The 24,521-nt window shown below is 62.7% G+C and carries 21 protein-coding genes; 9 read left to right on the forward strand and 12 right to left on the reverse strand.

Going from position 1 to position 24,521, the window contains the following annotated elements; genetic code table 11:
• Positions 1–162 precede the first annotated feature (162 nt).
• Positions 163–2,280, forward strand: coding sequence for an alpha-amylase family protein (locus ACI3KQ_RS09550; protein ID WP_404957021.1), 2,118 nt, complete (start codon positions 163–165; stop codon positions 2,278–2,280).
• A 205-nt stretch (positions 2,281–2,485) separates the two neighbouring features.
• Here ACI3KQ_RS09550 and ACI3KQ_RS09555 read toward each other — a convergent pair whose 3' ends face one another.
• Positions 2,486–3,553, reverse strand: coding sequence for a hypothetical protein (locus tag ACI3KQ_RS09555; RefSeq protein WP_404957023.1), 1,068 nt, complete (start codon positions 3,551–3,553; stop codon positions 2,486–2,488).
• 135 nt (positions 3,554–3,688) lie between these two features.
• Here ACI3KQ_RS09555 and ACI3KQ_RS09560 point away from each other — a divergent pair, with 135 nt between their 5' ends.
• Positions 3,689–4,417, forward strand: a complete 729-nt coding sequence (locus ACI3KQ_RS09560; protein ID WP_404957025.1) for a FadR/GntR family transcriptional regulator — start codon at positions 3,689–3,691, stop codon at positions 4,415–4,417.
• Between the two features lie 15 nt (positions 4,418–4,432).
• Here ACI3KQ_RS09560 and ACI3KQ_RS09565 read toward each other — a convergent pair whose 3' ends face one another.
• The 4 genes from ACI3KQ_RS09565 to ACI3KQ_RS09580 form a co-directional block, all read right to left on the reverse strand.
• Positions 4,433–5,719, reverse strand: coding sequence for a glycerate kinase (locus ACI3KQ_RS09565; RefSeq protein ID WP_404957027.1), 1,287 nt, complete (start codon positions 5,717–5,719; stop codon positions 4,433–4,435).
• A 112-nt stretch (positions 5,720–5,831) separates the two neighbouring features.
• Positions 5,832–7,085, reverse strand: a complete 1,254-nt coding sequence (locus ACI3KQ_RS09570; RefSeq protein ID WP_404957029.1) for an FG-GAP repeat domain-containing protein — start codon at positions 7,083–7,085, stop codon at positions 5,832–5,834.
• Complete coding sequence (locus tag ACI3KQ_RS09575) at positions 7,082–8,035, reverse strand: sugar phosphate isomerase/epimerase family protein (RefSeq protein WP_404957031.1); 954 nt, start codon at positions 8,033–8,035, stop codon at positions 7,082–7,084. Before ACI3KQ_RS09575 ends, ACI3KQ_RS09570 begins: the two co-directional genes overlap by 4 nt.
• A 26-nt stretch (positions 8,036–8,061) precedes the next feature.
• Positions 8,062–9,390, reverse strand: a complete 1,329-nt coding sequence (locus ACI3KQ_RS09580; protein WP_404957033.1) for an MFS transporter — start codon at positions 9,388–9,390, stop codon at positions 8,062–8,064.
• 123 nt (positions 9,391–9,513) lie between these two features.
• Here ACI3KQ_RS09580 and ACI3KQ_RS09585 point away from each other — a divergent pair, with 123 nt between their 5' ends.
• Genes ACI3KQ_RS09585 through ACI3KQ_RS09595 form a run of 3 tightly spaced genes read left to right on the forward strand, consistent with a single transcriptional unit; the run spans position 9,514 to position 12,198 of the window.
• Entirely contained in the window at positions 9,514–10,011 is a 498-nt protein-coding gene (locus tag ACI3KQ_RS09585; protein WP_404957035.1) for an RpiB/LacA/LacB family sugar-phosphate isomerase, read from the forward strand.
• A complete protein-coding gene (locus ACI3KQ_RS09590) occupies positions 10,008–10,997 on the forward strand; it encodes a ribokinase (RefSeq protein ID WP_404957036.1) in 990 nt (329 codons plus the stop codon). Before ACI3KQ_RS09585 ends, ACI3KQ_RS09590 begins: the two co-directional genes overlap by 4 nt.
• A 28-nt stretch (positions 10,998–11,025) precedes the next feature.
• On the forward strand, positions 11,026–12,198 hold the full coding sequence (locus ACI3KQ_RS09595) for a hypothetical protein (RefSeq protein ID WP_404957038.1): 1,173 nt from the start codon (positions 11,026–11,028) through the stop codon (positions 12,196–12,198).
• A 27-nt stretch (positions 12,199–12,225) separates the two neighbouring features.
• Here ACI3KQ_RS09595 and ACI3KQ_RS09600 read toward each other — a convergent pair whose 3' ends face one another.
• Positions 12,226–13,017 (reverse strand): glucose 1-dehydrogenase, encoded by a 792-nt coding sequence (locus ACI3KQ_RS09600; protein ID WP_404957040.1) that lies wholly within the window; start codon positions 13,015–13,017, stop codon positions 12,226–12,228.
• 188 nt (positions 13,018–13,205) lie between these two features.
• Positions 13,206–14,045 (reverse strand): SGNH/GDSL hydrolase family protein, encoded by an 840-nt coding sequence (locus ACI3KQ_RS09605; protein ID WP_404957042.1) that lies wholly within the window; start codon positions 14,043–14,045, stop codon positions 13,206–13,208.
• Between the two features lie 387 nt (positions 14,046–14,432).
• Here ACI3KQ_RS09605 and ACI3KQ_RS09610 point away from each other — a divergent pair, with 387 nt between their 5' ends.
• Positions 14,433–15,416, forward strand: a complete 984-nt coding sequence (locus tag ACI3KQ_RS09610) for a TerC family protein (protein WP_404957043.1) — start codon at positions 14,433–14,435, stop codon at positions 15,414–15,416.
• 14 nt (positions 15,417–15,430) lie between these two features.
• Here ACI3KQ_RS09610 and ACI3KQ_RS09615 read toward each other — a convergent pair whose 3' ends face one another.
• The 4 genes from ACI3KQ_RS09615 to ACI3KQ_RS09630 form a co-directional block, all read right to left on the reverse strand.
• Complete coding sequence (locus tag ACI3KQ_RS09615; protein ID WP_404957045.1) at positions 15,431–16,117, reverse strand: MgtC/SapB family protein; 687 nt, start codon at positions 16,115–16,117, stop codon at positions 15,431–15,433.
• A gap of 42 nt (positions 16,118–16,159) precedes the next feature.
• Positions 16,160–16,771: a DUF4142 domain-containing protein gene (locus ACI3KQ_RS09620; RefSeq protein WP_404957047.1), complete on the reverse strand. Its 612-nt coding sequence runs from the start codon at positions 16,769–16,771 to the stop codon at positions 16,160–16,162.
• A 70-nt stretch (positions 16,772–16,841) separates the two neighbouring features.
• A complete protein-coding gene (locus tag ACI3KQ_RS09625) occupies positions 16,842–17,609 on the reverse strand; it encodes a TonB family protein (protein ID WP_404957049.1) in 768 nt (255 codons plus the stop codon).
• A gap of 5 nt (positions 17,610–17,614) precedes the next feature.
• Entirely contained in the window at positions 17,615–19,708 is a 2,094-nt protein-coding gene (locus tag ACI3KQ_RS09630; RefSeq protein ID WP_404957050.1) for a TonB-dependent receptor domain-containing protein, read from the reverse strand.
• 124 nt (positions 19,709–19,832) lie between these two features.
• On the opposite strand from ACI3KQ_RS09630, the gene ACI3KQ_RS09635 reads away from it, so the two are divergent.
• A complete protein-coding gene (locus ACI3KQ_RS09635) occupies positions 19,833–20,621 on the forward strand; it encodes a DUF4198 domain-containing protein (protein ID WP_404957052.1) in 789 nt (262 codons plus the stop codon).
• Positions 20,622–20,653: 32 nt separating this feature from the next.
• Entirely contained in the window at positions 20,654–21,157 is a 504-nt protein-coding gene (locus tag ACI3KQ_RS09640) for a hypothetical protein (RefSeq protein WP_404957054.1), read from the forward strand.
• 56 nt (positions 21,158–21,213) lie between these two features.
• Here the strand turns inward: ACI3KQ_RS09640 and ACI3KQ_RS09645 are convergent, their stop codons facing one another.
• Entirely contained in the window at positions 21,214–22,125 is a 912-nt protein-coding gene (locus tag ACI3KQ_RS09645) for an oxidoreductase (RefSeq protein WP_404957055.1), read from the reverse strand.
• Positions 22,126–22,375: 250 nt separating this feature from the next.
• Between ACI3KQ_RS09645 and ACI3KQ_RS09650 the strand changes: the two genes are divergently transcribed.
• On the forward strand, positions 22,376–24,313 hold the full coding sequence (locus tag ACI3KQ_RS09650; protein WP_404957057.1) for a flavin-containing monooxygenase: 1,938 nt from the start codon (positions 22,376–22,378) through the stop codon (positions 24,311–24,313).
• The last annotated feature ends 208 nt before the right edge of the window (positions 24,314–24,521 follow it).

Genomic DNA, 24,521 nt, shown 5'->3' on the forward strand with positions numbered 1-24,521 from the left:
AACAGCCGCGACATCGAACGATTTCCCGTTCCATATCGCGGAACGGTCCGGCGCATTCATTGCCTGCGTCGACTGGGCGGCGCAGACTGACCCCCACTCGATACAATCAGGGGAAGCAGCAGGATGGGATTGAAAGCTACTGGCCCAATCACGCGTCGCGACATGGTTCGCGCATTGCCCGCAACCGCCATGCTCAGCGCGATCCCCGTTCCTGCCTGGTCGGCGACCGCGAACAGCAGCTTCAACCGGCGCGAATGGTGGAAACATGAATATCGCGTGCTGCAAACCAATTTGCGCGAAATCGACGTGCTGCAGGACCCTCAGGAAATCGCGCGGGCGACGCGGGACTTCGGCGCGAACGTCATCGTTTCCAATATCGGGGGCATCGTCGCCTTCTATCCCAGCCAGTTGTCGCTGCACTATCGCAATCCCTATCTGAAGGGCGACTTTTCGGGGGAGATGGTGGCCGCTGCCCATGCCCAGGGCCTTGCCTATATTGGCCGTTTCGACCTGTCGAAGGCGTTGAAGCCCGCCTATGACGCGCACCCGGAATGGTTCATGCGCAATCGCGACGGCACGCCGCGCGAATATGCAGGCACCTATCAGGCATGTCCCAATGGTGGATGGGCGCAGGATTATAGTCTCCAGATCCTGAAAGAAGGCGTCGAACGGCATGACGTCGACGGGCTGTTTTTCAACATGGTCAACTTTGTGCGGACCGACTATTCCGATGTCGATCACGGCATTTGCGTTTGCGACAACTGCCGACGGCAATTCCGCGATCTTTACAAGCTCGACCTGCCGAAAACCGACGACGGCACCGACCCCAACTGGGGCGCATATCAGCGTTTCCAGGCACAGGTTTCGACGGAGCTTTCGCAAAAGGCGCGCGCCGTGCTCCAGGCCACACGTCCCAATGCGCCGTTGATGGATTTTTTTGGCGGGATCGTCGCCCGTGGCGAAGTTCAACGCAGAGTGTCGCGCAAGCCCCCGGAATGGCCTTATGCGATGGGGGAACAGACCCGCGCACTGATGGCGCTCGCTCCGGGCAATGCCTTTTCCGCTACTTCCGCGGCGCATATCGACTATCCGTGGCGGCAAGTGACCGAAAACAGCGCCAACCATATGGTCCGCTTTGCGCAGGCGCTGGGCACAGGGGCAAAGCTGGATCTCTACCTCATGGGCACGATCGCGGACCAGAACGATCCGCGCTACCTGCCGCCGCTGTCGCGCCTGTTCCATTGGCACGCCGCCAATGAACGGCATTATACGGGGCTCGTACCGGGCGCGCGGATTGCCATCTATAATAGCGGCTCTGTGTTCCAGGGGCCAAAACCCGGCTTGGGTCGCTACAGCGGAAATGCCGGACGCGGCGTGTACAAGGCGCTGGTCGACGCCCGCCTTCCCTTCTGGATGACCAACGGCCAGCACATTCGCGAAGCGACGCGTGACCGGTCCTATGATGTCATCATCCTGCCCCATGTCATGACCTTGGGCGACGAGGAAGCAGTTGCGCTCGATGCTTTTGTGGAAGCGGGCGGCCTCGTCATTGCGACCGGCTATACTGGCGCAACCGGGCAAGGGGGCAGGCCACGACCGACCCCCGCCATGAAATCCAGTCCGGTGGACAGCTTCGGCAAACCGGTCAATGGCCATGGCTGGTCGCTCGACATGAGCAAGGCCGCCATCGACATGGGACCGGGGCGGATGCCTGTGGATGCCGACTTCTTTCCGGTAACGCCGCGCACTGGCGCGACCAGCCTTCTTCCCTTCGCACCGGACCAGCGTTTCGGTCCGCCCGAATTTTCCTATGCGATACCGGGCCAACCCGCGCGCGACGACGCAGGCGCGCTCGTGATGGCCCATGGCAAGGGGCATCATGTGCACATCCCATGGCTGCCCGACTGGCTCTATTATCGCGACGGGCTGGACGCACATCGCGTGCTGTTCGAAAGCCTGATCGCCCGCTACGCGCCGCCGCCGCCACTAATATTAGAGGGCGATGGCCCGCTGGAACTGATGGTGATGAAGCAGGCGGACACAGGCAAGCTGCTGGTGCATGTCATCAACTATTCGGGCCAGCGCGATACGCACTATACCGATCCCATTGTCGCCCATGGCCTGAAACTGGGCGTGCGCGGCGCGGTCGGCAGCAATGCGCAGATGCTGGTGGCGGGCAAGTCCGTGCGCGGCAAGCGGCGCAGCGGCGACAGCGACCATCTATGGTTCGACCTGCCGCCGGTCGATATGTTCGAAGCGGTACAACTGATGATCGCCTGATGCAGGTTGAGGGCGGTGATCTGGTAGAATCAGATCGCCGCCCCAAATCCTTGTTTTCCGCGATTTCCTAGAACATGATCCGATCATACTGAATCGGACATGCTCTATTTGCCTTTGATTTTCCGCATTTTCCGAGTCAGCAGATGACGCCATCTGCTTAGAAAATGCTCTAACCAGCCATCATTCAAATCGCGTGAAAATCGCTCTAGAAATCGGTCGCCAGGTCCATCAGCACGATGCCCTGACCGACGCCTGCGTCAATGACGTTCGCGGACCCGACCTGCGCCGCCATTATCCGGCCATTGGGATGAACAACCGGATTGCCATATTTCCAGCCGCCATATTGCACGATGTCGGTCATGCGCGTGTAGCGCGGCTTTTTGGGGTCCAGGTCCAGCACGCACAGGTCCATGCCCTTGGCGCGATCCTGCGCGCATTCGACCATCGTGCGCTTACCGTCCGGCAAAATCGCTTCGACTTCGGCATATAGGTCGGGGGGCGTTGGATATTCGGTAATCTTCTTCGTCGCGAAATCCACCGACAAAATCTTTGTCACCACGCCGCTCGGCCCGGTGCCAAAATTATAACAGGGCATGGTCAGTCCCTTGTCGCCGGGCAGGAAGTCCTGCGCTTCCACAAAACATTCGGTGGTCGTGACGATCTTGCGCACATCCTCCAGCTTGGCCGATGCGCCGTTCACCGCCACGCGCGCGGTATAGATTGTGGTCGCAGGCTTCTGCCCTTGTGACGGCGGCGTAAACTGGCTCCACGCGATCATGTTGCTGCGTGGGCTGACGGCGACGCCTTCAAACACGGTGATGCCCAGTGGCACCGGCGCGCGGGAAGCCTGAGCGTCCATCCAGAATAATTCGATCCGGCCCATGCGCGTTTCTTCCCGCGTCTTGCCCAATATGCGCGGCCCCAGCAGTGTATAGCTGCCGTCGGCCAAATAGCTTACCCGCAAATATCCTTCGCTGGGCGCATGGTCGGTCAGGTTGTGCACCCGCCCGGTCGCCATGTCATATTCGAACGCATCGCCATAGGATTTGCCGATGAAGGCCAATCTGTCGCCCTTTGGCGAAAAGGCCGGACGCTCGCCAAAGGGCGAAATCAGCTTTTGTCCGGGCGGCATATCCACGATCGGATTGCCGGGCTTGTCACCTAGCGGCATCGTCGCCGGAACCGGCTCTCCGCGCGTGAAAGTCTGCGCGGACAAAGCGAAAACGGGCAAAGCAGCCATCGCCGCCGCCATCAGAACATGTTTGCCTGTCATGGAACGTCTCTCCTTTTCCCATCGCGGTGCAGCTTGAACGCTACCGCAAGTCAACTCATTCGCGCTGCTGTCTCATCATATGGACGCATGACCAAATCACTGGCCAGCCGCACCCGCGAACGATAAGGCGTGGAGATGACGATCGAGTGCGCATCCATGACAACAGAGCCGGAAACGTCCGGTTATCGCCGGGTGCTCGCGCATCTGCGCGATTTGCTGGTGAACGGCGGCGTCGAAACCGGCCAGCGCCTGCCCAGCGAACGGGAACTGGCGATCATCCTGGGGGTCAGCCGCCCTGCCGTCCGCGAAGCCGTGCGGGCGATGGAGATGATCGGCGTGCTGGAAACGCGCCATGGCCGCGCCAGCACGGTGCGCATCCCGGACGCAGCCGTGCTGGGCGAATTTTTTTCACTCGCATTGGCCCAGCAGCCCGCGATTATCGACGACATCGTCGAAGTACGGATCGCGCTGGAACGGCAGGCGCTGCGCCTGGCCTGCGCCCGCGCGACAGCCGACGATCACCGGCTGATCGAACAGGCGCTTGACGACATCGAAGCAACGATCGGCGACGTGTCCAGGGGCGGGCATGCCGACCTGCATTTTCACACCCAGCTCGTCGCCGCCGCCCATTCGCCCGCCTTGTCCACAATCTATGGCACCATCACCCACTTGCTGGAACGGTCCCATGTCGAACGTCGGCAACGCATCGCGGGCAGCCCCATGGCGCGGGAGTTTCTGGTCGATCACCACCGCAAGGTGTACGACGCCGTTCGGACAGGCGACGTCCTGTTGGCCGATGACCTGATCCTCAGCCATTTCGCCATCGGCGCGGCTTGGAAAATCCAGGAACCCGGCGCCGCCTGACCGCGTGCGGCGGGATCATCCGTCGATCAGGGTCACGCGAAAATCATTGACGTTGGTGCGCGTCGGCCCGGTAAATATCAGATCGCCCAGTGCGTTGAAAAATCCAAAGCTGTTATTTTCCCGCAGCATCCCGCTTGCCGAAACACCTCCGGCGCGGGCGCGCGCCAGGGTCGTTGCGTCGATGATCGCTCCGGCATGCCCGCCCGCGCCGTCGATCCCGTCCGTGTCGCACGCCAGCGCAGATATGCCGGGCGCTGCGTCCAGCGACATGGCCAGGCTCAACATATATTCGCTGTTCCGCCCGCCGCTGCCCGACGGGTTGCCGACCAGAACCGTGGTTTCGCCGCCTGACAACAGCGCCCAGCGTCCGCCTTTGCGTTGATGATGCAATGCCAGCGCCGCGTGAACGATGCCCAGCTCCGTCGCATCCCCTTCCAGATCGTCGCCCAGATAGACGGGCCGATAGCCCGCCGCCGCAGCCACTTCACCCGCCGCCTCCAGCGCCATGCGGTTGCGCGCCACTATCCGCGTTTGTGTGCGCGCCAATTCGGGCGATCCCGGACGCGGCGTTGCATGCCGATCGTCGTTCAGCACCGCCATGACATTGTCCGGCACCGTGATGCGATAGCGCTCGATCACGCGGCGCGCGTCCGCCAACGTCGTTCGATCAGCGACAGTCGGCCCCGACGCGATCAGCGCGGGGTCATCCCCCGGCACGTCGGAAAATGCCAAAGTGACCACCTGCGCGGGATAGGCCAGCGCCGCCAGCCGCCCGCCCTTGACCTGCGACAAATGGGTGCGCACGCAGTTGATCTGTGAAATCGTGGCCCCGCAGAACAACAGCTCACGCGTCACCCGCCGCTTGTCGTCCAGCGACACCCCCTTGGCTGGAAGCGCGAGCAAGGCGGAGCCGCCACCCGAAATCAGCGCCAGCAACTGGTCCTTTTCCCCCAGGCCGCGCACAGCCTCCCGGATCGTCTGCGCCGCGCTCAACCCATGCTGGTCGGGCAGGGGATGCCCTGCCTCTATCAGCAGGACGTCGTCGGGAAAGCTGCCCGGCGGCAGGCCGTGGCCATAGGGGATCAATATGATCGCCTGCGTGTCCGGCTGCGAATGGCGCAGCGCGACCTGCGCCATGGCCGCGCCCGCCTTGCCCACGGCCAGGACCAGCCGCTTGCCCTCCGGCGGCGGCGGCAGATAGGATGGTAGGCATCGCTCCGCCGACACGGCGGTCAGGGCGACGTCGAACATCTCCCGCGCCAGCGCGATCCGCGCCTCATCATGCTCGTGCCGCCGCTCCATGCCTGCTCCTCACCCCGCTTCACAACGCTGGGCTTACAAAGCAGCGGGGCACGCTGCAATTTCCGAGTTGCAGGGCACGCCCTATTCCACCCAGTGGAACGCGGACCCGACCCTATTGCTTCGCCCTGCCCAGCAACAGCCGCGCCTGCGTGCCCCAGCTGCCGACGAACAGATCCTCCACGCCATCGCCATTCACGTCGCCCTTCGCCATGCTCCAGCTGCGCGCGACAGTCGCGCCGGGAATCGCCGAAGCGGTAACATCCGTAAAGCGACCCTTGCCGTCATTGGCATAGGCGCGCAGCTGCAATGGCTTGAACCCCGGCACATCGATCGCGCCGACGATCAGGTCCATCGCGCCATCATGGTTGAAGTCCATCACCATGCCGCCCCAGCTGGAAAAGCGGTTGGCGGGCAGGCGCGTTTTGGTTTCGTCGCGGAATTTGCCCTTGCCCTTGTTGATCAGCAACCGGGCCTGCGGGTCCTTGACCCATGCCTTGTTGTTGCTGGTCAGGTTCAGGAACAATATGTCCGGGCGCTTGTCGCCATTGGCGTCGAACACATGGACTTCGCGCGTTTCCAGCGGCGTGAGCAGTTGCAGGCCCTTGGCAGAATCCCGGAACCGCCCCTTGCCGTCGTTCAGCAGCAGGCGACTGGGCGGACTTTCGTTGGCGACCACCATGTCCAGGTCGCCGTCGCCATCCACATCGGCCAGCGCGATGTCCTGCGTATCGTCTTCGACAGCGGGCAGATGGGTCGCCGTCGCATCGATGAAGGTGCCGGGTTGCTTTGGATCATTCAACCACAGGAAATTCTGCGCCGAAGCGCGCGGCTTGCCGGGCCGGTCTTCGGCTGAATTGCCGATCACTATGTCGGGCAATCCATCGCCATTGACGTCGCCGACCGCCAGGCCATTGCCCTCGCTCATCTTCGGCAGCCGGTCGGATGCGTCGGTGAACGCACCGCCCGGCCCGCCCATGAACAGCTGATGGGCGTGATCCTCCTCCGCAACGAAGATCAGGTCGGGATGACCGTCGCGATTGAAGTCGGCGGACAGCACATGTTCGGTGTCATGCGCCTTCGTGCCCAGCGCCCCCTGCTTCCAGGTAAAGCGCCCCTGTCCATCGTTGATGTAAAGCCGGTTCGCACTCATTTCGACGGCAATCGCCGCGTCCAGATCACCGTCGCCATCCACATCCACCAATGCCACGTCCAGCGCGTGGAGATATTTGGAAACGGGCATATGAGTGTCGGTCACGTCATCGAAAAACGGCGCGGGCGCAGCGTCATTCTGCGCATCGACAGGCATGGCAACGGTCGCCAGCAGCGATGCGACGACGGCCTTGCTCAGGAAATGGGCGCGGATCATCCTGCGGCCTCCACCGTGCGAAGATAGGACAGGCTTTTGTTCAGCGAATCGATGCGCGCGCCGGGAAATGGCGGTTCCTGTTCCACGAAGAAATTGCGCACGCCGGAGACCCGTGCCGCCTTCAGGATGGCGGGCCAGTCCATCGTGCCCGATCCCACCTCCGTCGGCTTTTGCTGCAGATGATAATTGACCACCGTGTCGGCCCTGATGTCCTTCACGTGCATCTGGTTGAACCGGCCGCGATAGCGCTGCAACCAGACAACCGGGTCCTGCCCGCCCGCCGCCAGCCACCCGGCATCCATTTCGAAATCGACAATGTCGGGGTCAGTCCGTTCCAGCATGATCTGCAGGCCGGTCTTGTCGCCAATCGGCGCCAGCTCACCATTATGATTGTGATAGCCGATCATGATGCCCTGTTTCTTCAGGACAGCGCCGGTCTGGTTCAGGAAATCCGCCATTCGTTCATAACGTTCGGCAGGCAATGGCGGGCTGTCGGCACGCATCAGCGACATGAACGACACCGGCGGCCCCCACACGGGGTCCTTGGGAAACTGGAACAGCGGCAACACGGCGTTGCGTGCGCCCAGCACCTTCAGGTCATCCGCCAGCTTGCCCAGATCCTCGAATGTCAGACCGGATGCGCCCGGCACGGCGGACGATGCGGCGACATGGGCGCTGCGGCATTTCAGCCCCGCCTTGTCCAATGCGGCGCGGAAATCCGCCGGGGAACGGCGGTGCAGCGACGCAATCTCGACAGACCGCACGCCTGCCGCCGCGATCTTGGCCAGCGTGCCGTCAAAGTCGCGGTGAAGATCGGGGTCGAACATATATAGCTGCACCCCCGCACCATCCTTCCCCAGCAATGATGTCGATTTGCGCCGCGCAACGGCGGGCACGCTGGCCGCCAGCATCAGCAGCGCGGAAGATTTGATCAGGTCGCGACGATTCATCGGTTATGCTTTCACTGTCAGGAAAATCAGACGAAGGCGGCCTTGCGGCTCGCCTCGCGCATGGACGCTTCGGGATAACGCATCATGCACAGAACCACGCCCAGCGAAAAGAAGGCGGGCACTATGCCGATCAGCGTGCGCAGCGGCACGGCGTTGCGCGGGTCGCCCGCATGAGCGGGATCAAAGCCCAGCCAGCCGAGCAGCAGGAAGGCAAGGCCGACCGCCAACCCAAGCGCCAGCTTCATCGACCCGTTGAGCGTGGCATATAGCAACCCGGTGCGGTCGACGCCAAATCGCGCGCGCGTTGCATCGGCGACGTCCGCCATCAACGCACGCGGCAGGAACCAGGCAATCGGTATGCACAGCCCCAACGCGGCGGCATTAAGAGCGGTCAACCAGAACGTACCCACAGGCTGGGCGGCCATGCCCAGTTGCAACGCCGCCTGCAATAATGCCCCCACCTGCAAAGCACGCGCCTTGCCGATCCGCCCGGCCAGCTTGGCGAACAATGGCGTGCCCACGAAAGCGGCTGCATAGGCGATAAGGATCAACGTGCTGGCCATGGCGCGGTCAAACCCCAGCTGCCCCATATAGAAAAACAGCGCCACCGCATTGGCCACCCCGGTGGACAGAGCGATCAGCAGGTCGGCCACCACCAAACTGACGACCGCCCGCTGGGAAAACAGCGCGACATAATCTCTGACCGCCAGCGCGGCCTGCGCCCCTTGGGAGGGCCGCTTTTCAGGCGTCGTCCGCAACGCCAGCAGGATCGCGCCGGGGATCAGCAGCACCATCACCCAACCGGCAGCATGCATGCCCGCCGCCGGATCGCCCGGATAGGCGCTGGCCACCAGCGGCAGGATGGCCAGGATCGAAAATTGCCCCGCCGTCGCGAAAACCTGCCACCAGGCAAAGATGCGGGTCCGCTCCGTCGCGCTGGTCGACAGCGTCGCGGTCCAGGCCAGATGCGACAGCACGATCATGGAAAAACCCAGGAAGGCGATGAACAACCATATCCACAAATAGGCCATGCCAACGCCACGCTCCGCCTGGAACAGGGCATAAGTGGACAGCATCAATATGGGCGCGCTCGCCGCCAGCCAGGGACGGTAGCGGCCCCATCGGGTGCGCGTCGCATCCATCATCCCGCCCAGCAGCGGGTCGATCATCAGGTCCAGAACGCGCACCGTCATGAACGCGGTTCCGACCGCCGCCACCGGCAGGGCCAAGGCGTTGGCGTAAAATTCGGGCAGGAATACCGTGACCAGCGTGGCGTAGGCCTGGATCGCCAGAGCCGTCACGCAAAAGGACGCCAGCCTCCCACGTCCCAGCGGCTCTTCCCTGCCGTTCGCCATTCTGCCGTCCCCCTTGATTGGATTCTCAACTGGTCATACCACAGCTTTATCAAATCGCCAGTGGGAAGGTCCGATTCTGTCGGCGACCGCCCGATGGGGCAATCGGACGGACTTGGGGGACCAGTGGGAACAACAGAAACATTGCCGGGGAACGAACAGGATATCCCCTTTCGCGAAGTGATCGGTTTCGCGAACGATCATGCCGGCTTTCCAATGCGGCCGCCGGTACTCGACCTGCTGGGCCGCCATAGCGGGCGCATCATCGATGTGGGCGCCCGGTCGGAAGAGCCGGTGGATTTCCCCGACGTCACCCGGCAGGCGGTGCAGACCATCCTGGATGGACAGACCGATCGCGTCATCCTGTTGTGCGGGACCGGCGCGGGCGCATGCATCGCCGCCAACAAGGTGCGGGGCATCCGCGCCGCCGTCGCCCATGACACCTATGTCGCGCGACAGGCGGTCGTGCATGACGACGTGAACGTGCTCTGCATCGGCGCATGGATTACCGGACCGCAAATCGCCCTCGACATCATACGGCATTTTCTGGCGGCGCGTTTCAGCGATGAAGAACATTTCCGCCGCCGCGTCGCAAAGCTCGCATTGCTGGAGCAGGGCCAGTGACAAATGGGCCAGTGACGAACGGGCCAAGGACGGATGTGCCAGCGACCGCACAGACTGAAGGCAAGGTCATTGTGCTGGGCAGCATCAATGTCGACCTGCTCGTCAGCGCGCCGCGCCTGCCCCGTGCGGGCGAAACCGTTTCAGGGACCGGCCTGACCCACCAGCTGGGTGGAAAGGGCGCGAACCAGGCGGTGGGCGCAGCACGCGCGGGAGCGCAGTGCGCTTTACTGGCCGCGGTCGGGGCCGACGAAGATGGTGCGAACATGGTCGCAATATTGGCCGACCATGGTGTGGATTGCGGTCAGGTGCACGCCACGGCTTCCGCTACGGGGTGCGCCTTGGTCGCGACATCGCCCCACGACAATCAGATCATCCACATCGCCGGGGCCAACGCCGATCTCGACGACGCATTGGTGGCGGGGGTGCAAATCGACCGGGGTGACATCTGCCTTGCCCAGATGGAAACGCCGGTCGCCGCCACTACCGCATTGTTCCAACGGGCGCGCAAGGCCGGGGCACGCACCGTCCTCAACGTCGCCCCCGCGTCGGACGAGGCTCGGCAACTTCTCCCGCTTTGCGACCTGATCGTGATGAACGAAAGCGAACTGGCGTTGCTCACCGGCGCGGGGGAGCAGGCCGCATCGCACGACGCAACCCTGCTCGACAGCAGGGACCGCCTTCGTCTGACAGACAGCCAGGCCCTATTGGTCACATTGGGCGCTGACGGATTGGTCATCGCGCAGGCTGGCCGCATCAAGCGCATTGCCGGACTGCCCGCGACCGTTGTCGACACCACCGGCGCGGGGGACTGTTTTTGCGGCTACCTCGCCGCTGGGCTTGCTCGTGGGGACGATATCGAAAGCGCCGCGCGGGAAGCCAATGTGGCGGCATCGATCGCCGTGCAGTCGCTTGGCGCCGCTGCCTCCATCCCTTCCCGCGCCGCCGTCCTGCAAAGCCTGGACGCGACGTTCGCCACCATCATCTGAGAATAATCGAAAAAGGAGCCTGAAAGTGATGAACAGACAAACCGGCAGGAAGCGCGGCCCACGCGCCCGCCTTTTGCACGCCGCAATGCTGCTCGGCGCGCTGCCCCTGATGGCGGCTCCGGTCATGGCTACCCCCACTTCGTCCGGCAAAGCCGACCGGATCGATTATCTGACCGCACCCTTCCATCAGGAACGGATTCTCGACTGGGGCAACCGGCCCAACTGGTCGCCCGACGGTCGCCGCATCGCCTTCACCAAGGACGATCTGGTTGACAGTCCGGCCTATGAAATCGATGTGCGAACGAAGAAGATCCGCTGCCTCACTTGCGCCTTCGGCAAGACCCAGTTCGTGACCCGCATCTTTCATCTGCCCGACAACAGCTATCTGATCGAAGCCGCACCGGGCATGGCGGGCGGCAGCGGGGGCGCAAGCGACGCCGGGCGCACCCAGCTATTCTGGATGTCGAAATCGCTCGCTCGCCCTGTCTCGCTCGACAGCGGCGCAATGGGCGACATCGCCATCGCGCGCGCCGCCAATGCCGACGGATCGGTCGACATCGCCTGGTCGCGACCCACCGCGACGGGGCTGCAACTCACCATGGCAAAGCTCATCCACGACGGTCGCACCGCGCGGCTCACCGATCAGCAGTCCCTGTATGACTACCGCCCCGGCCAACCCGGCCCGGCCAGCTTTCCCGAAGCCTATGACTTCATCGACGATGGCAAGTCAGTGATGTTCTGGACCACCGAATTCGCCACCCTCGACAGTGAAATGTACAAGGTCGATATCGCGACCAAGGCAGTCAGCAAGGTCTATGCCACGCCATCGCACAACGAAACCCACGTCTTCCCGGACGAACGCTATGGGCTGGAGGAAGCCAACATCCTCTCCGACCCGGCCGGACCCTATCGCGGCATCAGCGGCCATCCCAAAGCGGGTGTCCAACAATTGCTGCAAATGAAGGGTGAAAGCCGCGCCGCGGAAATCGCCGCCGCCAATTCAGGCAAGGGCTTCGACATTTTCGTCATCACCATGGACGGCAAGTCTCGCCGCGCGCTGACCCATGTCAGCCCCTCTGGCGCGCAGGCCCATCAATCGACCGTCGCGCCGGATGGCCGCCGGATCGCCTTCGCCGTCAAGGACCCGGATGGCAAGACGGGCCATCCGGTCGGCCTCTATATCGGCACGTTCGGCAAATAACGATCGCGGCGACCGGGGGGAGTCCGCTTACAACGAAGCGGGCGCCCCCGGCATGCCCTCATGATAATAGCCCGCCGCCCAGCCGCCATCGACCGCCAGTTCCGCTCCGCTGATGTAGGATGCTTCGTCGGAACACAGGAACAGGCTGGCGGCGGCGATCTCTTCGGGCTGACCGATGCGCTGCAACGGCACGCGGCGATGCCCGTGATTAAGCTCTTCCACCGTGCGGTTCGCTTCCGGGTTGACCATGGGCGTGTAGACGCCGCCCGGATGCACGGAATTGACGCGCACGCCCAGCGGCCCAAGTTCCAGCGCCGCCGTCTTCGTCATGCCGCGCACCGCCCATTTGCTGGACGAATAGATGCCCAGCGCGTTCGCACCCCGAAAACCGTCGATCGATGCGATGTTGACGATGGACCCGCGCCCTGCCGCACGCATGGCGCCGCCGACATGCTTCATGCCCAGGAACGGCCCCTTCACATTGACCGCATAGACGCGATCGAATTCGGACACATCCGCTGTCACCAACTCGCCAAAGCTGAGCACCCCGGCATTGTTGACCAGCGCGTCGATCCGGCCATGACGCTGCAAGAGGTCCGCTGTCAGCGCGGCCCAGCCCGCTTCGTCCGCCACGTCGAGCCGCACGAAGCTCGCGCCGCCGCCCAGCTCTTGCGCCAACGCCTTGCCTTCCGCCTCCAGCATGTCGGCGATCACCACGATCGCGCCTTCCTGCGCGAACAGCCGTGAAGTCGCCGCGCCCATGCCGCGCGCGCCGCCAGTGATCAGCGCCACTTTTCCCTGCAAACGTCCCATGTTCATCCTTCCAAAGCGATCCTTGGCAATCCGTCGCGCGGAAATGACCCCGCCTCGCCGCCTTTGCCGTCGATAACCGATCAGCAGATGATGGCGCCATCTTCAACCATTTTCATCGTTCGACCGTAGCGATCGACAATCGCGACCGTCATGGCCGCGCAAGACATCGTCAGGGCGGGCACGACCTATCGGGCCTATCTGGGAGCGAGCTTCCCGGCTAGAGCATCGGCAATCGCGGCATGACCAGCCGCCGTCGGATGCCAGGGCGCGGCCTTTGCGGGAAAAGCCTGCGCCCAGGGTTCGCTGGAACAGGCGTGGTGCGCGTCGGACAGTTTCCCCGCCGGTAGCAGCATCGCGCCTTCATCCCTTGCGACGCGCGCGGTCAAGGATGCGAGGCGGCGGAATTTCTCACGCGAAAGGGCGGCCTGATCCGGGTTCAGCGCCACTGCGGGGCAGAGGGCACCGTCGGGAATGATGCGCAGATAATCGACAAAGACCAATTTGGCGCGCGGCGCGCGCTGTTGAACGTCGCGTGCAATCTGGCGCATGTTGCGTTCCAGCGTCGCCCAATCGGCGTCAGTGACGGGTAGCGCCGACGGGCAGCGCGCACCGCGACACATGGTCTGGAAAAGGTCGCGCACATAGCCCACATCATTGCCGCCGATGGTTACGGTCACCAGCCGCGTATCGGGCGCGACCGCCGCGATCTGGGCTGGCAGTTCCGACCATGGGCCAAGGATGTTGGCGGTCGTCGCGCCGCCGCAGCTGGCGTCCACAAGGTGCAGACCCAGACGTTCCGCCAGCAGGCGGGGATAGTTGTTGACGGTCTGGCCGCAACGCTTTGGCGTCCCAGGGACTATCGGCCCGATGCCCGCTCCCGCCGCATAGGAGCTGCCCAATGCGACATAGAGCGACCCCGGCGGAAGCGGCTGCGTGGCATGGGGCGACGTGGTCGCGCACCCGGTCAGCGCCAGCAAGGTCGCGGCTATCCATCGTCTGATCGCTATCGGCTGGCGCAATATATCCTCCGTCATGATGCCGTGGGGCAGTATCCAGCCGGTTCAGGCACGCCTGGCAGGAAAGTGGCCGGATGATCGGCAACATCAGTGCGTAAGCGGCAAGACGACGGGCGATCCAGCCTTATGACGCGTTGGTCCTATCATCGTTGGTCCCGCTGCGGGAATGGAAAAGTCAGCAGTTCGTTCCAGTTGGCAAACAATCTGCCGGAACTGTCTTGAGCCGCGCGCATTGTCGCATTATGTCCCGTGATTGCGGACCGGGCCCCTCTGGCGCGCTGCTCCAACCGGAGCGAGCGGGTGATGTCGGACCGCATCGGATGATCCGATGCGACTGACGGGCGGCCCGCCCTTCTCCTCGCACCGAACATCCTGATCGGCATGGCTGTAGAGGAGCGTATTTTCATGGAATTTTTGTTCGCCGACTGGCTGGGGACACCCGCCTGGTTCTGGCTGGCTTTCCTGACGATCGTCGTCGCACTGACGGCGTTCGACCTGGGTTTCCTGCATAAGGAGGACCGGGAGATCGGCATTGCCGAAAGCCTGAAGCTGTCCCTGTTCTATATCGGCGTCGCCATGCTGTTCGGGGCGTGGATATGGTTCGCACGCGGGCCGGAGCCGGGGATGGAATATTTTACCGGCTATTTCATCGAAAAGGCGCTGTCGATCGACAATGTCTTCGTGATCAGCCTGATCTTCACCTATTTCGCCATTCCCCCGCGCTATCAGTATCGGGCGCTATTGTGGGGCATCGTAGGCGTCATCGTGCTGCGCGGCCTGATGATCGGCGGCGGCGCGGTGCTGCTGCATGAAGCCTATTGGGTGCTGTATCTTTTCGCCATTTTCCTGATCTTCACCGGCGTCAAGATGCTGTTCACGGCCGACAAGCCAATGGACATCGGCAACAATCCCGTGCTGCGGTTCATTTCGCGGCACATCCGGGTGACGCCCGAATTGCATGGTGAGCATTTTCTGGCGAAAATGCCGCATCCGGTAACGGGCAAGATGATGACGGCGGCGACCCCGCTATTGCTGGCGCTGATCGTCATCAACTTTGCCGATCTGGTCTTTGCGGTCGACAGCGTGCCGGCGATCTTTGCGATCACGACCGACACATTCATCGTCTACACATCGAACATCATGGCGATATTGGGACTGCGCGCGCTGTATTTCGCGTTGGCGGCGATGGTTCATCGCTTCCACTACCTGAAATATGCGCTGGCGCTGATCCTGGTATATATCGGCGCAAAGATATTCGTGGCCGATTTCCTGATGGACGGCGGCAAGTTCCCGCCAGTCTGGAGCCTGGGCGTTACGTTCGCCCTAATCGCGGGCGGGGTCGGATGGTCATTGTGGAAAACCCGTCAGGAGGCGCGCCGAGCCGCCTGACGCCGTCAGCCTCGTCAGATGTCGTGGGGCAGATAATCGAACCCCACGACATCGGCGTCGTGGATAAGGGCGGAGGTGAAATCGTCCACCACATTGTCATGCGCGCCGTTCACAGTGGCGCTGAGTTCCAGATGGTCGTCGGCGAGGCTTTGGCTGATGGAAGAGGAGACAAAGCCGGAGCGGGTCAGATAGGCGCGAAAATCCCGCAGGGACGGCGCATGTGGCCGACGATAGCGCACCACGACGCGGGCAAAATGTTTTTGCGGTAAAAGCCGTTCCGACGCAGTGACCGCCGCCAGCACCGCCACCGTCACCAGCGTCCCGCCTATGGCCAGGCTGTAAAAGCCGACCCCGAACAGGATGCCAAGCGACGACGTCATCCACAGGGAGGCAGCAGTCGTCAGGCCCCGGACATTGAAGCCTTCGCGGAAAATGACGCCGCCGCACAGAAAACCTATGCCGGTCAGGATGCCATGGGCCATGCGGACGGGGTCGATCCTGATCAGGTCGCCCGGCGTATCGCTGAGCCAGCGTATCTGGTGCACCGCGGCCAGCATCAACAGGGCGCAGGACAGGCTGACCAATATATGGGTGCGGAAGCCCGCCGGGCTGGCCCGATATTCCCGTTCCGCACCAATGACGGCGCCCGCCAGAATCGCCCCCAGCACCGGCAGTGCAAGGTCAATGTCCAGCGGGTTCATATGTCACGCCTCCGTCGGCGAATGCGCCGCTGTCGCTCTTTATCAACGATCGGTCTTCGCCTCCAGATCGCGGGCCATTTTCAGATGGCCTTCGACGACGGACGCGATTTCACCCGCCGCCGTCTTCAACCCGGCATCGGTGCCACCGGACGCATAGGAGCGCATCAGCGCCAGCGCCTCTTCATGCGCGTCGACCTGGCCATCGATATATTCTTCGTCAAACTTCGCGCCGGTCAGCGCTTTCAGTTCGGCAAGCTCTTCCTTCTGGTCGGCGGTCAGCGCGGCGTCGAGGGTGATTGCCGGTTTCGCCTTGCCAGCCGCTGCCTTGACCTTGGCGCTGGAATCAGTGTGAGCCTTGATCATCTGCTGGGCGAACGCCTTCACTTCGGCAGATGCGGCATTGGTTGCGGCCAGTTTCGCGGCGGCGATTTCGAAAGCATCGCTCTTTGCCGCCTTGTTCACAAATTCCTGTGCGGAAGGGGTGGGCGTGATCGCGGCCAAGGCATTATCCGCTGCATTTTCAACCCGGTCCCCCGCCGCCTCTGCCGTGGCGGCCACCGTTCCGGCGGCATTTTCCGCCCGTTGCTCGCTGGCTTCGTTACAGGCAGCCAATGTCAGTCCGGTCGCCAGGACCATGAAAGTGATGCGGTTCATATGAAACTCCCTGTCTGTCAGGCGGCGAAACGCACGATCCACGTCGGCGTTCCGGCAGCACCGGCATCGGTCAGACGGGCAGGATGAATTCGATGGGAGCAATGAATTCGATGCGGTCGCCGGGCAGTTCGGCAGGGACGCGCGGATAAGGCGATGCGCGCCACATCATCGCTTCCGCTTCGCCGTCCAGAACCGCATTGCCCGATCCTTTGACCACCGCGCCTTCCAGCAGGACGCCTGCACGGTCGAGCACGAAACGGACCTGCACGCGCCCTTCTTCCCGCCGCATCCGGGCGCGGCGGGGGTAAAGTTTATGCGCGTAAAGCCATGACCGGATCCGGGCGGCATAGCTGCGGCTGAGGCCGGGCGGCGCGTTCGCGTCAAGGCCGTCGACCGTGCCGCGTCGAGAAGTTGGTGGGGACGGCGATGCCGAAGCCCGTTGCCTGATCGGGTCGCTGGCAGGTGTGGCCGCGCCGTTCGATTGCGCCACCGCCTGGACAGGCAAGGGCAGCGCGATGCGGGACGGCATTGCCACGACCGGCGGCGGCAGGATCGCCACCGGAGTTTGTGGCGCGGCTTGCGGCGGGGATGCGGGCGGCGTTGCACGGGGTGGCGGATCGACCGGGGCGGGTTCGCTTTGCGCCGCCACGGCCTCATCCTGCCCCTGCTCCGTTCCTTTTAGCTGGGCCAGCGACATGACGGTCAGTGCCGGGGCCGACGCCCGGCGGCTGACATGCCCCATCCCCAGGTTCAGCAATGCCGCGATCAGCAAGCCGTTGACCAGCAGCGATGCCGCCGCCGGTGCACTGACGCGAAAGGAAGGCGCCGCCCGCATCATCGCGGTCAGAATATGTTCGCCACGGTGAACTTGAAGCTCTGCCCCTCCGCCGAGAGCGAGGACAGGTGGCGGCGATATTGTTTGTCGAACAGATTGTCGACGGCGATGCGGAATTCAAACCCCTTGGCCGCGCCGCTTTGCGGTTTGAACGCCAGGAAAAGATTGTGGACGCTGTAGCCCGGTGTCGCAATGCCCGACCCTGCCGAAGAAAAGGGGCCGGTCGTCACATCATCCTGCCGTTCCGCAAATTCACCGGTCCAGCCGCCCGACAGGCCGGTCGACCGATCAGCATAGCCCAGCGTCAGGCGGTAGTCGTTGGCGGGAATGGTGTTCAGATAATCGCCGCTGCGCCGATCCTTGCCGTTGATGAAGGACATGTTACCGCGCGCGAAGAAGCCGCCGATGCCATATTCGGCCTCAAGCTCCAGCCCCTTGAACCGGGACCGGCCGATATTCAGGAAATAGGGGACGCCCGGCGCGGCTGCGCTTTGCAGGATCAGGTCCTTTACATCATTCTGGAACAGGGTCGTCTTGGCCCGGAGACGGTCGCCATGGCCCAGCAGTCCGTCGAAGGACAGGGTAAAGCCCGCTTCGATATTGTCGGATTTTTCAGGGCGCAGATTGGGATTATTGGGCCGGCCCGGCGCGGGGGTGGCGCTGCGGGTGAAGACTTCATCGACATTGGGCATGCGCACCGTGCGCGCCGCCGACCCGAACAGGCCCAGCCACGGCGTCAGATTATAGAGCGCCGCGATCTTGGGCGATACGCCGCTGTCCTTTGTTCGCCGGGTCAGGGTGGTGCCGCCGACGACCGTGTCGCCCGGCTTCAGGTCGTTCCAGTCGACCCGGACGCCTGGAATGATGGTCAGCTTGTCGGACCAGACGATCTCCAGCTGGCCGAACAGGCCATAGCGGGTCATGTCGCCTTCGGGATGCGTGCCCGCGCCCGGCGTCACCGCGCCGCCCGGCATCACGCGCGGGTTGCGGCGTTCCTGCTGGCTCCACTGGCCGCCCAGAATCAGGAAGGTCGTCCAGTCGCCACCCATGTCGAAACGGCTGGTATTCTGCAGCTTCGCCTGCCAGCTTTCGTAGGAAAATTCGGAATATTCCAGCGGGCCGAGGAAGGGCGTTTCGGTCTGGCGCACTTTTGACAGGGAATAGGCGGCTTGCGCTTCGACGTTGAAGATCTTGCTGCCGTCAAAGTCATTCACATAGCCGACGACGGCGGTTTTATCGTGGACGCGGCGGCGCATCAGCGCGGCGCCAGTGATGGCCGCGACCTGATCATAGACTTGCGGCGCGTCGCTGATCCAGTCCTGATAGCTTGCCCAGATCGCATGATTGCGGTTGCCGCCAATCGCGACGCGGCCCTTGACCAGCCAGCTGTCGGACAGGGTGGCGGAGGCGGCCACCGTGTCGCCATTGCCATCCTTGTAATCATCGCTGCGACGATAATTATAGCTGCCCAGCAGTTCGACGCCATCGACCGGCTGGACGGCGACGATGCCCGATAGGGTATGGGCCTGCGCGTTGGTTTCCGTCGCTGCCTTTAGACGCACAGCCAGGGGGTCGCCCGGTTCCAGAAAGTCGGACGCGTCCTTGGTCGTGAAATTGATCACGCCCGCCAGCGCGCCCGCGCCGTAGAGGGTGGATGAAGCAGGGCCGCGCAGCACCTCGACCCGCTTGTAAAGCTCCGGCTCGCTGAACAACGCGCCCATGCGATATTGTTCGTAGAATTTGGTGACGCCATCGACGGTCAGCAGGATGCGGTTGTCGCTGTCGCCGATCGCCGTGCCCATGCCGCGAATGTTGAACCCCTGGCCCAGCTGCCCCACGCCGCCCTGAACATTGACGCCCGGCAAACCTTCGATCAGGTCGCCGATCGTCGTCGCCTGGGTCTGGTCGATATCTTCCTGATCCAGGCTGCTGACGGCCTGCGGCGTGTCGAGCGCGACCTTTTCGGTGCCCGCCGAAATGACCATCCGATCGAGCGCCATGCGCGTCGTTTCGGGCGCGCCCGCGTCGTCCTGCGCCCAGGCGAGGGTGGGCGTCACGATCAGCGTGGCGGTCAGCAGCAGCTTCAATCTGGTCTTCATCATCGGTGGCCCCCTTTGGCAACTGGGACGGGGCAGTGACCCCGAACGGGGACGCACCTAGCATGAAGAAATGATATTGCAAGTGAGTCTCATTAGATATAGCAGCCAGATCGGAAAGGGGTTCTTCATGAGATCTGGAAAATATCGTTTCGCCGCCATGCTGGTGACCATGGTCAGCGCTGCCGCTGCTCAGGCGCATATGCCCTATGTGCTGCCGACCTTGTTCGACATCGGCAAGGGCGACCATGTAACCGTCCAGTCGGCCTTTGCGGAGGAAGCATTCCTGCCCGAAGTCGCCATGCGCGATGCGCCGTTCCACATGGTCGGCCCCGATGGCAAGGATATCGCGCCAGGACCGGTCACGCATCTGCGCGACCTGAGCATATTCGAAGCGGCCACGGTCGCGGATGGCACCTATCGCGTGACGACGGGCCAGCGGGCCGGGCGCAAGGGCAAGATGTTCAAACAGGGCAATGAGTGGAAGATGCGCGGCGAAGGCAGCGCGCCATCCGCCGCTGCGCAGCAGGTCGAGGTTCAGAGCATGACCCTGGCCGAAGCCTATGTAACCCGCGGCCAGCCGACCAACGCCGTCCTGAAACCGACTGGCAAGGCGCTGGAAATCCAGGCGGTGACGCACCCCAATGCTATTGTCGCCGGTTCAGACGCGATCTTCACATTGCTGTTCGACGGCAAGCCGCTCGCCAATGCAGACGTCACGCTGTTCCGCAGCGCTGGCCTTTACGACGGGCGCAAGGTTGCCGCGCAGGTAAAAAGCGGGGCCGACGGCGGCTTTACCCTGAAGCCGGAAGATGCGGGCACCTATCTGGTCCTGGTGCGCCATCGCGCGCCCGCGCCTGCCGGGTCCGACACGCCCTATCGCAGCTACACCTACACACTCACCTTCGACGCGGCCTGACCGCCACGCCAATCCGATCAGATGGAGATTATATGAAGAGAATAGCTTGCCTGGCGCCTGCCCTTTTGCTGGCCGTCACCGGATCAGGGGCAATGGCCGCCCCGCATGAAGGGTCCGCATTCATCCACGATTATGACGCGAACCATGACGGTCAGGTCGCCCGCGCCGAATTCGACGCCGAACGGAGCGCACGTTTCAAGGCAACGGACGCCAATGCCGACGGCTGGCTGTCGGAAGACGAATATGTCGGCGAATATCGCGCCCGGCTGGACCAGCAGCTCGCCGCGTCCGACCGCAGCGAAGAAAAGAAGGTCGAAGAACGGCAGCGCCAGATGCGTCAGGCCCATGTCCGGTTCGGCGTGCTGGACAAGGACAAGGATAGCAGGATGACGCAGGCCGAATATGACGCGTCGGGCGCGCGCGCCTTTGCCGATCAGGATGATGACAAGGACGGCATCGTCACCGCGACCGACGCCGCCGCAACCGCCAAGCGCCAGCTGGCGGCGCGCAAGGCCGCCGACAGGGCCGAACGCTGATGAACCGGGGAAGGGTGGCGTCCGATGATGCCGCCCTTCCCTGCTTTACCGCATGATCAGGCCGGGGCGAGTTGGGGATCGACACCGGTCAATTCAATCGACACGGCCCACAACCGCCGGGCATCCCCCAGGTCATGGGCATGTTTTTCAACCCGCGCCGGACCTGACCTACCCCGCATTTCCAGGAAGCCTTGCGGTCCATAATAGTCGCCCCCTTCCGCGTTCGGGTCAGTCGCGGCCTGAAGCGCTGGCCAGGCAGCCGCCGCGACCGGATTGAACATGGGCCGCATGATCGGCAACAACGGTTTGGTCCAGGACGGCAGGTGACGCATCAATTCGGTCAGCGACACGCCCGGATGGCAACCGATCGCCCGCACAGGCGACCCGGCAGCGCGAAGCCGACGATCCAGTTCCAGCATGAACAGCAGGTTGGCCAGCTTGCTCTGTCCGTAGAAGCGGCTGTTATGATAGCCGTTTTCGGCGTTGAGGTTGTCCCACATCATCCGCCCCTGCCGATGCGCCAAGCTGGAGGTCACGACCACCCGCGCGCCATCGGTCCGGGCAAGTTTGGGCAGCAACAGCGCCGTAAGCGCGAATGTACCGAGGTGATTTACCCCGAATTGCGATTCGGCCCCCTGCGCCGTCCGGGCGAGCGGCGGGATCATGATGCCCGCATTATTGATCAGAACGTCCAGCCGTGGTTCGGCCGCGGCCTGATCAGCGGCCTGGCGCACGCTGGAAATATCAGCCTGGTCCAGCGGGACATAGGCAAGGTCGGCCCCCGGCGTCGCGGCCCTGATCTGATCCATCGCCGCGTGCGCCTTAACCGAATCGCGGCATCCCATCAGCACCCGCGCGCCCTTGACCGCCAGCGCCTTCGCGATTTCCAGCCCGATGCCGGTATTGGCGCCAGTGACCAGAAAAATGCGGCCATGCTGGTCAGACATGTTGCAAGCGATGAAAGCCATCCAAACTCCCCTATTTCATGCTGTCCGTCGTACGGATCGTGGCCCAGGAATGAATGGAAACAAGAGAAATAACAATCGACTTCCGCCCGCCGGGTCCATCATCCCGACCGAAGCGTGAAACGACTTTCCGACCATCGGTCGAAAAATGATTGAAACCGCGCTGCGAACGACATAGTCTGGCAGTGAAGGGCAAAGTGCCCAGCCCGATTTCCTATTCAGACATGTTTCTACAAAAGGCAGACTTATGGACATGAAAACGACGACGCCGCAGATGCTGGACAGTGACGTTCGCCCGCTGCCGATTGCGGACAGCCCGGAACTGCGCGAAGCGCTGAAGGCGGCAAATCTGCAGACCCTGCTGATGGTCTATGTTCACCTGACGCATGATGAATCGATGCTGGAAACCTTCAAGGCGCACATTCATCCGCCCTATACCAATCCCGACTATGTGATGCCGCAGGACTGCATCGACGATCTGCATGAAAAGCTGGTCCATGTGCTGACGACGCCAGGCGCGGCGAAGTCGGAAGATCCGCCGATCGAACTGATGCAGAAGATGATGAGCGTCGGCGTCGGCGAGCCGGTCACTGATGAGTTCGTTCCCATGGTCATGGAACAGGGCGGATTCCACCGCAGCCCCATGCGCAAGGACGATCCCCAGCGCACGCCACCGCCGCCGGGCTTCAAGGTGCTGGTCATCGGTGCGGGCCTGACCGGCATCCTGGCGGGCATCGAACTGGAACGTGCCGGTTATGATCATGTGATCATCGAAAAGAATGAAGAGGTCGGCGGCACCTGGTGGAAGAACCGCTATCCCGGCGTCGGCGTGGATACGCCCAGCCACTTCTATTCCTATTCCTTTGAAATCAGCCCGGAATGGAACCACTACCACCCGCATGGCGCGGACATGCGCGAATATTTCCGCGCCGTGGCCGACAAATATGACGTCCGCCGCAACATCCGGTTCAAAACCATGGTGCACAGCCTGGTCTTCGATCAGGATGAGGCCGTGTGGAACGTCACGGTCGAAGACCTGAGCACCGGCAAGCGCGAAGTCATCAAGGCCAATGCCGTGTTCAACGCGTTTGGCACCACCGATCGCTGGAAGCTGCCCGACATCAAGGGCATCGAGAGCTTCAAGGGCATCATCACCCATTCGGCCGATTATGACGAAAATATCGACCTGAAGGGCAAGAAGGTCGCCGTCATCGGCACCGGCGCCAGTTCCGCGCAGATCGTGTCCACGATCGTCAAGGAAGTGGACGAGCTGGTCGTCTTCATGCGCACCAAGCACTGGATGATCAACAATCCCGAAGTGAAGGCGGAAGTCCCCGATCCGGTGAAATGGGCGCTGCGGCACATTCCCTATTACAAGGAATGGTTCCGTTTCCGCGTATTCTGGTTTGCCGCCGACGGCCTTTACCCCAATGTGGTGAAAGACCCGTCCTACCCCGAAGACGGCATCGCCGTGTCGGCGCTCAACGAAGGCATGCGCCAATATGCATTGTCGCACATGCATCACAAGCTGGCGGGCCGCCCTGACCTGATCGAGAAGCTGACGCCCGATTTCCCGATCTTTTCCAAGCGCGTTGTTATGGACGCGGGTTGGTACGATGCGCTGCTGCAACCGCATACGACGCTGGAGACGGCGGGCATTGCCGAAATCCTGCCGAACGGCATCCGCACGAACGAGGGCAAGGTCTACGAACTCGACATCATCATCTGCGCGACCGGGTTCAACGCATCGTCGCTGGTGCAGGATCTGGAGATCAAGGGCCGCGACGGTCATGACCTGGCGGTCGATTGGGCTGACGAGGAAGAGCGCGCCTATCTGGGCACGACCATCCCCGGCTATCCCAACTATTTCCTGTCAACCGGCCCCAATATCGGCCCGAACCACGCAGGCGGCCTTAACATCGTCAGCGAATCGCAGGTCCATTATCTGATCGAATGCCTTGATGAGATGATCGCTCGTGGCGCGCGCACGGTTGAAGTGACGCAGGAAGCCTTCCTTCGCCACAACAAGCGGATCGACGACCAGATGAAGCACATGATCTGGACCCACCCCAAGTCGAAGAGCTATTATCAGAATAGCAAGGGCCGCCCGGTCGGCCCCTGGCCGTTCCGCCTCGTCGACATGTGGAACGAACTGCAGGTGCCGGTGCTGGACGACTATCGCATCGAATAAGGAACGGCGCTTCGGCGCGGTTCAAAAGCCATGGTTCGGCAATAGCGCCGAACCATGGCATCGACATGATGATTGGCTGGCAGTCGCCACCAGAACAGCAACGTCGATCGGCATGCGCCCTTCGACGTCGCTATTGGTCGCTCAGCCCCAAAATTGCTATATTTTCCGATTGTCCACGGCCCCTTGATGCCGCTTGCGGCTGTATGAG

Origin of the sequence: Sphingobium sp. ZW T5_29 (assembly GCF_044987515.1) — a bacterium.
Classification (GTDB): domain Bacteria; phylum Pseudomonadota; class Alphaproteobacteria; order Sphingomonadales; family Sphingomonadaceae; genus Sphingobium.

Bases quoted from the DNA above. Each gene is read 5' to 3' on its own strand.
- ACI3KQ_RS09550 (WP_404957021.1), top strand. From the start codon at position 163: ATGGTTCGCGCATTGCCCGCAACCGCCATGCTCAGCGCGATCCCCGTT.
- ACI3KQ_RS09555 (WP_404957023.1), bottom strand. From the start codon at position 3,553: ATGACAGGCAAACATGTTCTGATGGCGGCGGCGATGGCTGCTTTGCCC.
- ACI3KQ_RS09560 (WP_404957025.1), top strand. From the start codon at position 3,689: ATGACGATCGAGTGCGCATCCATGACAACAGAGCCGGAAACGTCCGGT.
- ACI3KQ_RS09565 (WP_404957027.1), bottom strand. From the start codon at position 5,719: ATGGAGCGGCGGCACGAGCATGATGAGGCGCGGATCGCGCTGGCGCGG.
- ACI3KQ_RS09570 (WP_404957029.1), bottom strand. From the start codon at position 7,085: ATGATCCGCGCCCATTTCCTGAGCAAGGCCGTCGTCGCATCGCTGCTG.
- ACI3KQ_RS09575 (WP_404957031.1), bottom strand. From the start codon at position 8,035: ATGAATCGTCGCGACCTGATCAAATCTTCCGCGCTGCTGATGCTGGCG.
- ACI3KQ_RS09580 (WP_404957033.1), bottom strand. From the start codon at position 9,390: ATGGCGAACGGCAGGGAAGAGCCGCTGGGACGTGGGAGGCTGGCGTCC.
- ACI3KQ_RS09595 (WP_404957038.1), top strand. From the start codon at position 11,026: ATGAACAGACAAACCGGCAGGAAGCGCGGCCCACGCGCCCGCCTTTTG.
- ACI3KQ_RS09600 (WP_404957040.1), bottom strand. From the start codon at position 13,017: ATGAACATGGGACGTTTGCAGGGAAAAGTGGCGCTGATCACTGGCGGC.
- ACI3KQ_RS09605 (WP_404957042.1), bottom strand. From the start codon at position 14,045: ATGACGGAGGATATATTGCGCCAGCCGATAGCGATCAGACGATGGATA.
- ACI3KQ_RS09610 (WP_404957043.1), top strand. From the start codon at position 14,433: ATGGAATTTTTGTTCGCCGACTGGCTGGGGACACCCGCCTGGTTCTGG.
- ACI3KQ_RS09615 (WP_404957045.1), bottom strand. From the start codon at position 16,117: ATGAACCCGCTGGACATTGACCTTGCACTGCCGGTGCTGGGGGCGATT.
- ACI3KQ_RS09620 (WP_404957047.1), bottom strand. From the start codon at position 16,771: ATGAACCGCATCACTTTCATGGTCCTGGCGACCGGACTGACATTGGCT.
- ACI3KQ_RS09625 (WP_404957049.1), bottom strand. From the start codon at position 17,609: ATGATGCGGGCGGCGCCTTCCTTTCGCGTCAGTGCACCGGCGGCGGCA.
- ACI3KQ_RS09630 (WP_404957050.1), bottom strand. From the start codon at position 19,708: ATGATGAAGACCAGATTGAAGCTGCTGCTGACCGCCACGCTGATCGTG.
- ACI3KQ_RS09635 (WP_404957052.1), top strand. From the start codon at position 19,833: ATGAGATCTGGAAAATATCGTTTCGCCGCCATGCTGGTGACCATGGTC.
- ACI3KQ_RS09640 (WP_404957054.1), top strand. From the start codon at position 20,654: ATGAAGAGAATAGCTTGCCTGGCGCCTGCCCTTTTGCTGGCCGTCACC.
- ACI3KQ_RS09645 (WP_404957055.1), bottom strand. From the start codon at position 22,125: ATGGCTTTCATCGCTTGCAACATGTCTGACCAGCATGGCCGCATTTTT.
- ACI3KQ_RS09650 (WP_404957057.1), top strand. From the start codon at position 22,376: ATGAAAACGACGACGCCGCAGATGCTGGACAGTGACGTTCGCCCGCTG.